7 protein-coding genes are annotated in these 10,461 nt (G+C 58.8%); 1 reads left to right on the top strand and 6 read right to left on the bottom strand.

Translation table 11 applies throughout. The annotated features are described in order from the left end of the window. Positions 1-330: 330 nt before the first annotated feature. On the top strand, positions 331-678 hold the full coding sequence (locus ABSG20_RS20190) for a hypothetical protein (protein WP_423866280.1): 348 nt from the start codon (positions 331-333) through the stop codon (positions 676-678). A 21-nt stretch (positions 679-699) separates the two neighbouring features. On the opposite strand, the gene ABSG20_RS20185 is transcribed toward ABSG20_RS20190, so the two are convergent. The 6 genes from ABSG20_RS20185 to ABSG20_RS20160 all read right to left on the bottom strand — a co-directional run bounded on the left by ABSG20_RS20185 (position 700) and on the right by ABSG20_RS20160 (position 9,972). Next, on the bottom strand, positions 700-2,304 hold the full coding sequence (locus tag ABSG20_RS20185; RefSeq protein WP_423866279.1) for an efflux transporter outer membrane subunit: 1,605 nt from the start codon (positions 2,302-2,304) through the stop codon (positions 700-702). 38 nt (positions 2,305-2,342) lie between these two features. Beyond that, positions 2,343-5,597: an efflux RND transporter permease subunit gene (locus tag ABSG20_RS20180; RefSeq protein ID WP_423866278.1), complete on the bottom strand. Its 3,255-nt coding sequence runs from the start codon at positions 5,595-5,597 to the stop codon at positions 2,343-2,345. 44 nt (positions 5,598-5,641) lie between these two features. After that, positions 5,642-6,874 (bottom strand): efflux RND transporter periplasmic adaptor subunit, encoded by a 1,233-nt coding sequence (locus tag ABSG20_RS20175; RefSeq protein WP_423866277.1) that lies wholly within the window; start codon positions 6,872-6,874, stop codon positions 5,642-5,644. 405 nt (positions 6,875-7,279) lie between these two features. Then, positions 7,280-7,453, bottom strand: a complete 174-nt coding sequence (locus ABSG20_RS20170; protein WP_423866276.1) for a hypothetical protein — start codon at positions 7,451-7,453, stop codon at positions 7,280-7,282. A 64-nt stretch (positions 7,454-7,517) separates the two neighbouring features. After that, positions 7,518-8,261 (bottom strand): outer membrane protein, encoded by a 744-nt coding sequence (locus tag ABSG20_RS20165; protein WP_423866275.1) that lies wholly within the window; start codon positions 8,259-8,261, stop codon positions 7,518-7,520. Between the two features lie 67 nt (positions 8,262-8,328). Then, complete coding sequence (locus ABSG20_RS20160) at positions 8,329-9,972, bottom strand: outer membrane beta-barrel protein (RefSeq protein WP_423866274.1); 1,644 nt, start codon at positions 9,970-9,972, stop codon at positions 8,329-8,331. Positions 9,973-10,461 lie beyond the last annotated feature (489 nt).

Genomic DNA, 10,461 nt, shown 5'->3' with positions numbered 1-10,461 from the left:
TTCACGCCCGTTTGCGAATCCCCATTCTGTCCGCCGAGTCAAAACGCCGCATCCTCGCCGCCGCCCGAGCCTCAGCAAGCACCCCAGTTGCAATTGCGATTCATTCGTATTGAGAACTGCTGCGTCCAGATGGGCTTCTTTGACATATGTTTCTGAATCTGATATCTATCTTTTCCGGACGGGTTTGCGCGGTTCAGATTGGCATACTGCCACTCCCGCTAGTAGGTAAGCACTACTGCCATTTTTCCCGTATAAAGAAAATATAGAGAATCCTTGCGCTGGCACCCGCAGAGGGCGATATTTTTGAGCGGGCTGATGCAGGAGTGTGCGATGCTCGCCGACTTGAATATGCAGGCAGACAACACGAAACAACCCAAGCGGTCTGAACCCAAGGTGCCCGCTCCCATCTGGTTCGGGGGGATGGTCGTTCGCTCGCTTTTCCTGATTGTCATGACGGTATTGACCGCGCGCGTCGCCAGTCCGCAAATTGAAACGATCAGATCTGTCTTCGAGACACCCGGCGATCTCATTCGGGTGGCCTTGGGCTTTGCCGTTTGTGCGTGGTTCGTCATCAATCTTTTCATTCTGCCCAAGGATCCCGGTGCATACCGCACCTGGCTCTACATGGGTCTAGCTCTTCTGCCGCTGTCATTGCTCTGCACCTTCGTCGTTTGGTGAATTTGGGTTTGATGCTGCAATCTATTCTGGTATTGGCGCAGGCGTTGAGGCTGAATTCTCCCCCATCGCGCATTGCCGCCAGTCCGGGGTGGTGCATGCGGATGGCCACCCGCCACCCAATGCCATGAACAGCGCCGCGGTATCCGACAGACGATTGGCCTCCGTCTGCACGCGCACCACCGCTGCCGTCAGGTAGGTCTGCTGCGCATTGAGCACGGCCAGTTGATTGACCTGTCCGGCGTTCAGTTGCTTCTCGACGATGTCGAGGCTGGCCTTTGCGGTATCTTCCGCGCGTTGCGCTGCCTTTAAGGCACCCGCGTCCGATTGCAGGGCCCGCAGGGCATCCGCAACGTTCTGGAAGGCGGCAATCACGGTGGCGCGATACTGGGCCTCGGCCTGATCGAGCGCGGCTTCAGCCGCCTTCTGCTTGTGATAGAGCGTGAAACCATCGAAGATCGGCGCGGTCGTGCTCGCTGCCAAGGTATAAAATCCGGTTCCGGGCGCAAAGCTCTGGGCCCAATTGTAAGCCGTTGATCCGCCGTTGGCCGAGAGCAGGATATTTGGCAGCCGGGCTGCGATGGCCACCCCGATCAGGGCACTTGCCGCATGCATGTTGGCTTCTGCCGCCCGAACGTCGGGCCGCTGATCGACGAGCTTGCTCGGCAGACTGACGGGCAGATTCGTGGGCAACTTAAGATGCGCGAGATCGAATTTCTGTTCGATCTCGTTGGCTGACAATTCTCCGGCAAGGGCTGTCAGCAGATCGCGTTGCTGCGCCAGTTGCCTTTCAAGCGGCGGCAGCAGCTCCTCGGCCTGCGCCACAGCCGCGTCCTGCGCGAGCACATCGGCCTGCGCCGCCTGGCCGAGATTGAACTGACGCTTCAGTATATCCAGAAGGTTACGTTCAATCCCGATAATGCGCCGGGTCGCCGCGATCTGGCCCCGCAGCGAAGCCTCCTGAATAGCCGCGGTCACGACGTTGCTGGTGAGCGCGAGATAAGCCGCCTCGAGTTGAAAGAGTTGCTGTTCGGTCACCGCATCAAGGCTCTCGACCGCCCGAAAATTGCCGCCCCAGATGTCCGGCACGAACGACACCGTCAGCTGATTGGTGACGAGTGTAAATTGGGACTGCGATCCCTCGGTCGGAATAGGCGGCACTTGGCCGGGATTGGCAACCAGGAAATCAGCCGACGTCGCGTTGCCCGTCACTTGCGGATAGAACAATCCGCGCTGCGCCTGCGCATTGTGCTGGGCCAGCCTGATCGCCGCTTCGGCCGCCTGCAGGTTCGGATTATGGTCGACCGACCGCCTGACGAGCGCGTTAAGAGGCCTGGATTTGAACGCGGACCACCAGCGGGCGGAAACGTCCGCGCCAGTGAGGAAGTGCTGAGCGGCAACCCCCGCCGTGCCTGCCCCGGCGTTTGGCGATGCGAGCTTTCCCGGGAGGTAGCCGTTGACGTCGGGCACCGGCGCGGGCGCGAAATCCGGCCCCACCGCGCAGCCTGAAATGACCGCGGACAAGATCGACGCCGCGGTCGCGACGATCGCCCGACGGATGTGGGCGGACGTCACTCGGCCTGCCAGGACGAGCGGCCATCGAGGGTCAATCCGCCCTAGCCCCAACATTTGACCGAATCCGCTGGCCCCCGACATCGCCGTCCCAATCAAGTCTCCAGACTGCTCCCGGCCGTCTCGGTGTCTTCGCTGTCGTCCGCAGTCGTCTGATCTCTCGAGAGGAATATCTTGCGCAGCGCGGGCGCAACGACAAGCAGCAACAGCGGTCCAATGAACATGCCTCCCACCACGACCGTTGCCAGAGGACGCTGGACCTGACTTCCGATGCCGTGAGAGATTGCCGCCGGAAACAGGCCGACGCCAGCGGAAAGCGCGGTCATCAACATCGGCCGCATTCGCTGTTCCGCACCATGGAAGACTGCCTCCGCAATGTCCATTCCCTGTGCCCTGAGTTCGCGGAAATAGGTGATGTTGAGAATGCCATCCATCACGGCGACGCCAAACAGCGAGATAAACCCGATCGCGGCGGACACGCTGAAATCAAGGCCGGCGAAATACAGCGCGATCAGGCCGCCGCCGATCGCGAACGGAATGCCGGCGACGGCCAACAGACTGTCCCGCAGCGAGTTGAACAGGCCGTACAGCAGCACGAGGATCAAGAGCAGCGTGATCGGCACCACGATGACCAGGCGTTTCTTCGCATTCTGAAGGTCATCGAACTCACCGGCCCAGAGGATCTGGTACCCGTTCGGAAGCTTGATGGCTTTTGCAACACGCTCCTGAGCTTCCTCAACCGTGCTACCGAGATCGCGGCCGCGGACGCTGAACTTGATCGGAATGTAGCGCTGGCTGCGCTCGCGATAGATGAACGACGCTCCGGTGTCGAGCGTAATGTCCGCAAGCTCGCTGAGTGGAACGTAGCCGTTGCTGCCGGTCGGTGTTTGATAGGCGACTTTGACGGTGCGGATGGCGTCAATGCTGCTGCGATATTTGGGATCGAGCCTGACGGCGAGACTGAACTGCCTGTCGCCCTCTAAAACAGTTGTGGCGATGGTCCCCCCCAGCGCCGCCTGCACCACGGTATTGACGTCACCGGTATTGAGACCGTAGCGCGCCGCCCTTTCGCGATCGATCTTGATGTTGAGGTTAGGCTGTCCCAGCAGGTGAAATATACCGAGGTCGGCGACGCCCCGGACCTTGGCCATCTCGGCCATGACCTGGCTCGCAAGCGATTCCAGGATCTGAAGGTTCGGCCCGACGATCTTGACCGAGTTGGCGCCCTTCACGCCCGACAGCGCCTCCTCGACATTGTCCTGGATGTATTGTGAGAAGTTGAATCCGATGCCGGGCAATTCCTCGCTGAATTCCCGCTGCAATTCGTCCGTCAGTTTTTCCTTGGTGAGGTCCGCAGGCCACTCATCGAAAGGCTTAAGCGGCGCAAACAGCTCGACGTTGGAAAAAGGCGAGGCATCGCTGCCATTGTCCGGCCGGCCATGCTGCGATACGACCGTGAGCACCTCCGGATGCCGCAGCAGGATCTCGCGCATCTTGCGGGTCGCGCCGGTTCCTGAATCGAGCGACATCGTCGAGGGCATCGCCGCCCTGATCCAGAAGTTGCCTTCCTCCAGTGCGGGCAGGAATTCGCTGCCGAGCCGCGAGGCGGCCGCCACGCTCAAACCAAGGAAGACACATCCCACAATGACGGCAACCGTGAGATTGCCGAGCGCCCAGCGAAGCACCGGGGTGTAGCTTTTGCGCAGGGCGCGCACGATGATCGTTTCAGTTTCCTCGATGTGCCTAGGCAGCAGGAGTGCTGCCAGGACCGGCGTCACCGTGAAGGTGGCAAGCAGAGCGCCAGCGAGCGCGTAGCCATAAGTGCGGGCCATCGGCCCAAAGATCTGGCCTTCGACGCCCTGCATCGTGAACAGCGGCACGAACGCCGTGACCGTAATCGCCGCCGTGAAAAACACCGCCTTGTCGACCTGCAGCGCACTGACGAAGATCACGCGCAACCGCTCGGGCCATCGGTGGACCGTTGTGGTTTGGTGATGCGCCGAGGTCGGATCGGGACCCCAATAGCCTTCGCTGAGATGCTGCAGAAGGACTTGCCTGTGGTCGCTGCTGGACTGAAAGTTGCGATAGATGTTCTCCATCATGATGACGGCGGAATCGACAATGATACCGAAATCGACCGCGCCGAGCGACAGCAGGTTGGCGTCCTCGCCCTGCAGAACCAGGATGATGATGGCAAAGAACAATGCGAAAGGAATATTGGCACTGACGATGATGGCACTCCGGAGATCGCCCAGAAATATCCATTGAATGAAGAAGACCAGCAGACAGCCGAAGATCAGATTATGCAGGACCGTATGCGTGGTCACCCCGACCAGCGAGCTGCGATCGTAATACGAAACGATTTTGACGCCATGCGGCAGGCTGCCATCGGTATTCAGCTTGGCAACTTCGGCTTGAACGCGCGGAATGATATCGTTGGTATGCTGGGTCCTTCCCATCACCACAATGGCGGCGGCAATATCATCTTCGTGATCCCTGCCACCGATGCCAAGCCGCGGCACATAGCCTACAGAAACGTTCGCGACGTTCTTGACCTGGATCGGAAGGCCATTTGTCTGGGTCAAGACAATATTCTCGATGTCCTGGACCTTGTAGCCCTTGGTGACATCGTCGGCACCGCCGCTATCGACCAATCCGACACCGCGAATATTGACGGACTGCTGCCCGATCGTGATCTCGCGGCCGCCGACGTTAATATTGGCGTTACCCAGCGCCGTGATTATTTGCGGGATCGAAATGTTGTAGGCTTCAAGCTTGCCGAGGTCGACGTCAACGTTGAACTGCTTCGTCGTGCCTCCCCAGCTGTTGATCTGAACTACCCCGGGTATGGTGAGAAGACGCCGGGTGACGACATAGTCCTGCAACGTCCGCAGATTGGTCAGCCCGAAATGCGGTGGACCAACGAGCTGATAGCGGTAGATTTCGCCGACCAGGCTGGACTGCTGAATCTGGGCCACCTGATTGCCCGGCAGATTGACGTTCTGTTGCAGGCTGATGGACGCCTGGGTCAGCGCAAAATAAAAATCAACCCCGTACTTGAAGGTAACGCGCACGAACGACAAACCGTAGAACGATGTCGAGCGGATATTGATAACCCCCGGCGTGGGGTACAAACCCACTTCCATCGGAATCGTGTAGTATTTCTCCATTTCCTCGGCCGACAGACCCGCCGCCTGCGCGGTGATCTCGAGAATGACCGGCGCCGGATTGGGGTACGCTTCGATGTTGAGCCGCGAGAACGCGATAAGTCCCGCGGCGCAGAACACCACAAGTCCTAGCACGATGATCGCGCTGCGCGTCAGACCGAACACAAGAATAGACTTGATCACAAGACCCCACAGAGCGCTTTTTGGACCTACGGCTGCGGCGCGGCTTAACCCGCCGTCCCCAAGAGAAGGACGTTGCTGAGGAAAACTGCGCCGTCGGTGACGACGGTTTCACCGGGCTGCAATCCGTCAAGGATTTGATCCCAGTCATCCTGCTGCAGGCCGATCTTGACAGTCCGTTTCACGAAATGGCGGCGATCGCTGGTGACCCAGACGGTCATGGTGCCGTCGCCTTCCCGGACGACCCCGTTGGCCGGCACCGCAAGCGAGCGTATGGGCTCTCCGACCCGAATCAAAAAACTCGCAAACATTCCCGATCGCAGCAGATGCTGGGGATCATCGATTTCAGAGCGAACGAGTTGTCGATGCGAATTCGGATCGATCATCGATCCGACGTTGGTAACGTGCCCTTTGAAGGTGGCGTCAGGATAGGCAGGCACCCTGACTTCGACTTCCTGACCGAGCTTGTAGGCCGGCGCATCGGTCTCGATGACATTCGCCAGCATCCACATCGTCGACAAATCCGCGACCTGGAATGGCGGAGGCGGGCTGCCGGGCTGGGTCAGAAATCCCGGCGCTGCGTTGCGTGAGACGACCCTGCCGGAAATCGGACTGGGAACCAACAGAGTGGAATCGACCTTACGCTCGGCCAGGATCTGGTCGATCTCCGCGTCCGTCTTGCCGAAAATACGAACCGCGTCCTTTGCAGCTTTGAAGTTGCCTTCCGCGGTTTGCTGGTCGGACGTTGACTGGTCGACGTCTTTCTGGGCGCTACCGCCGGCCTTCAAGAGCATCGTTACGCGCGCAAGCGTTCGCTTCTGCAGTTCTAGAACCCCGGCGCTGGCGAGAAGGTTCGATTCGGCCTGCAACAGATCGGGGCTGTCGATCGTAAACAGGACGTCGTCCCGCTTGACCTCATCGCCGAGATTATAGAACGCCTTCAGGATCTTTCCCGGATACTGGGAAAACACCTGGACCAGCATGTTTTCGTTGAAGTCGATGGTGCCAACGGCGGTCTTTAAAACCGCAAACTCCCGCGAATCGACCGGCCCGATCTTGAGCGAGCTTGCCTGCTTTTCCGATAAATCGACAGACTGTTCATCCGGCGTTTTGCCGGGGCCGGACTGATCCGCCGCAGACGCGCTCAGCTCTTTGCGCCCTGATTGACCATCGGCAAATCCAATCGAGCCCCGGCTCCATAACAGCGCGGCTCCGCCGACCACAAGCAAGGCCACAACCAAAAATCGAGAAAACCTCGACAGGCCTTTGAAGAAATTCACGTTTTGACCACTCCCACCGACCTTATCGCCAGCCGAATCGACCTTAGGCCACCGTGCTTACACCTACCTTACGAGCCATCCTCCCGATCTCTTGCGCGCGCGCTTTGCGGCGCTCACGATGCTCACCCGCAACTCACCAAAGACTGGGTAATTCGCCAGGCAAATGCCGTGTTCGGCCACATCCGCAAAATACGGTAGGCGACAGCGGTCTACATCCGCCGACCCAACATGTCAGCGTTTTCTTGTCTTGGCCAAATCAGGTGGCGAGGGGCGCCCCTACCTTACTTCCCGCCACGTCGGCGATTTCGGACCGCCGAAATAGCGCATGCCTTCAGGCCGAACCGGCTCTGGCGAGACCAGTTACTAGCTCATTTCGGCTTCCCCTCCAACTAAATCCGCGCGCATCTACTGGCTCGACCACATCGGAGATTTCGGTCCCCCATAATAGCGAAGCTTGCTGCTGCCGGACTTCTCGGTTGTCGGCACGCCGACATGGCTGGCGCACCCCGCAACCGCGACAGAGAGCGCCGCGATAGCCAGCGCAATCGCAATTTTTCGTCCCAACCCCGACGCGATCATCGAAACCCATCCTCTAGAGAGCAAGCCTGATTCGCCGAGAGCGCAGACCAACTCAGGCCAGACCTCAGTACTTCGCAACGACAGGTCCCCCGAATTTGTAATCCAGACCGAGCGTCACCACCGAATAGGTGGTGTTGACGGTATAGGGCGCCAATCCGTTCACGGTGACACCACCCGCCAATCCCGGGCGGCTATAGGAGCCAAAATCGAAGTAACGATATTCGAACTTGCCGATCAGGTTGTCGGTGATCGCGTAGGCGATTCCGCCGCCGGCGGTCAGGCCGCTCCTGGTAGTCGAGAACTGGTCGACGGCGGGGATATTTCCCGGGTTGGTATTGGTGTGAAGGATGTCGCCATAGGCCCAGCCGCCGGTGAAGAACAACATCAAGCGGTCGACGGTAATACCGCCTCGGCCAACCAAGGTGACGACGTCGCGAAGGTTGTCGGCGTCGATCAGACCGAGCTGCTGGCTCGCATCATCGCCTTTGATGTCCGACCAGAAGCCAGTGGCCTCGACGCCGACGACGTAGCTGCCGCTCTGGAAGTTGTAGCCGATCTCGCCGCCAGCGACGGCCCCGGTCGCGTCATACGTGAAAATGTAACTTGCGAAACCATTGGGCGTTCCATTGTTGACATTGTGGTTGCCAAAGCCGCCGCCGCCGAACACGCCGACATAGAAGCCGGACCAGTCGTACAGCGGCGACACGACCGCCGGAGCCTTGCCGTAAGGCGGAAGATCGGCACCCAAGGCAGGCGACATAAGGCCCAGCACACCCAACGAGACGGTGGTGAAAAGAGTTCGCTTCATTGTTATCCCCTATCGAAATTGTTCTGACGAACGTCTGACGACTTGAGCCGCCCGCGACCTTTCCGCATCAGAAATGAATGATGATGTCCGACGCACCGATGATGGCGTATTTTCTGGTGTTCGGAATGCCCAGGTTCGCATTGCCGTTGAACGCGAATCCATCCATCGCCTTGTAGTACGAAACCTCGGGACGGATCTCGATCTGGGGCGAGAACCAGTGCTGCCAGCCGATACCGGTCTCGATATAACGCGACTTGGTGCCGGTGCGCTGCCCCTCCTTGTCGTCAACAAATTCCGCACGATAGGAGATGTTGTCGAGCGGAGCAGGCTTGTAGTTCAGATACATCAGGATGGTCTCGAACTCCGCCGTGCAGGACAGCACAACGGCGTTCTGACAAATTGCGAGGCCGGGCGCGTTGTTCGGCATAAATTGCGGCGAAAACGGCGTGCCTCCATTAGTCCAAAAACCGTTCGGTCCGACGACGGCCGGATTGAGCAAATTGGGCACGCTGTTCTGGTGCAAATCGTAGGATTCGATCGAGATGTGCCACTGGTCGTTGAACTTGTAATAAAGCGTGCCGCCAAGCCATTGCAGGTTGTTGTAACCCCACTGGCCGCCGTTGATGCCGTCGGCGACGAGATTGACGTCAAATTTGCCGTCGTCGCTGGTGTAGCGCACACCGGCGGTAACGCTCGGGACCGCGCCCGGATCTTTCGGCATGGTGGCTCCGGGATAGAGCGGGTTCGGGTCTGGATTGGGGATCATCGCGCCGGCATGCCAGGGCATCGCCTCGGTTCCGACCGTGAAGCCCAACTGGACGATCCAGTTCTTGGTCAGCGCCGTGGTCGTTTGAATACCGGTGTTGGTATAGTTGTCGAAGGTGTAGGTCATCGAGTGCGAGTACATGTAATTGTTCGGCGCCAGTTGGGCCTCGATGTCCGGAATTGAAATGAAACGTCCGACCCGGACGTTGATTCCTTGGAACAGCCAAGGAATAAACACCTCGCCATAGGCCATCGGCATGTCGTAGCCGTTGTTCGCGTTCCTGTTCAGAAGCTGGTTGCTCCAGAGCCCGTAGGCCGTGGTGTAGCGATAGTTCTCGCCGTAGATCGGCGCGAGCCGGAAGCCCCAGTCGACGTGATCCCTCTGAACCGTATCGGGCAAGCGCTCGATATAGATCACCGCCTGATCGAGCTGCACCGTGTTCGGATTGTAGCTATAGGCGGCCGGCGCGTTGCCGCCGCGCTGAGTGTTGGTTGAGAGATTGCCGCCCGGATCAATCCAGCCGTAAATCTGGATATGCGCGTCGTTCAGCCACTGGCCGGGAGCGGTATTCCCGAGCGCAGCCATCAGCGGGCTGTCGATCGAGTTCGGCCGCGTCACGCCAAGGTTGGTGGTGCCGCCATAGGGCCATTCCGTGAACGGCATCGGCGGAGTGCTCTGCGGCGTCGGCGGAACCTCGGTCTCAGGGCGGCGTGATGGCGGCGCCTTGGGGTCGGAAGGAGCGGCCTCATGTCCCCACTCCAGCCTGTAGTAATTGGTCAAGCGGCCGATGAAGTCGTCGCCGAGATAAGCGTCGAGGCAGAAATAATTCTTGTAGGGATCGCCGCCATAGGGACATTTGCCTTTCGCCGCGTCATCGCCAGCCCGCGCGGCACCGCTCGATGCGATCGCGGCCAAGGAGATGCCGGCCAAAAGAAGTTTCTTCATAATTTTGTTGCCCCAAGCTGTTGTCATAGTGTTGCCCCAAGCTGATGCCACAGAAGCCCCCAGGCCCTCAGGCGCTCACGATTCCGTTAACCTTCGGAATTATCTTTCGTTGGGGGACCGCAAAAAATCGATGCGGGTTAGCGGGCCGTTTCATTAAAATAAAATATCTGGCGTGAGCTCGTTCGAGCTCTTTGCTCAGACAAAGGTCAATTGCCCGCCGTTTTGCTGAAATTAACGGCGAAAAAAGTCGCGTTTCGGCAAATATGTGCGTCACACCGCAATAGTTTGTTCCGCAATGTGTCCTTTCCGCTACATTTCAGACGGTTCGCGAGAAACATCGCGCCATGTTATCCCTGAAACGAATGTCTGACGCCCGCTTGGATATTTTTTTTCTATGAAATTGGCCGACATTGTCTATCGAAGATATATGCCGGGAATCGCTATGCTGCTGCACTGCGCGAAAATCATTCACGCAATGCAAGGCAGTAC

Origin of the sequence: Bradyrhizobium sp., assembly GCF_049512235.1 — a bacterium.
In the GTDB taxonomy this organism is placed as follows: domain Bacteria; phylum Pseudomonadota; class Alphaproteobacteria; order Rhizobiales; family Xanthobacteraceae; genus Bradyrhizobium.
Note: the sequence above shows the minus strand (reverse complement) of the source record. Positions and strands in the feature narration are given on the sequence as shown.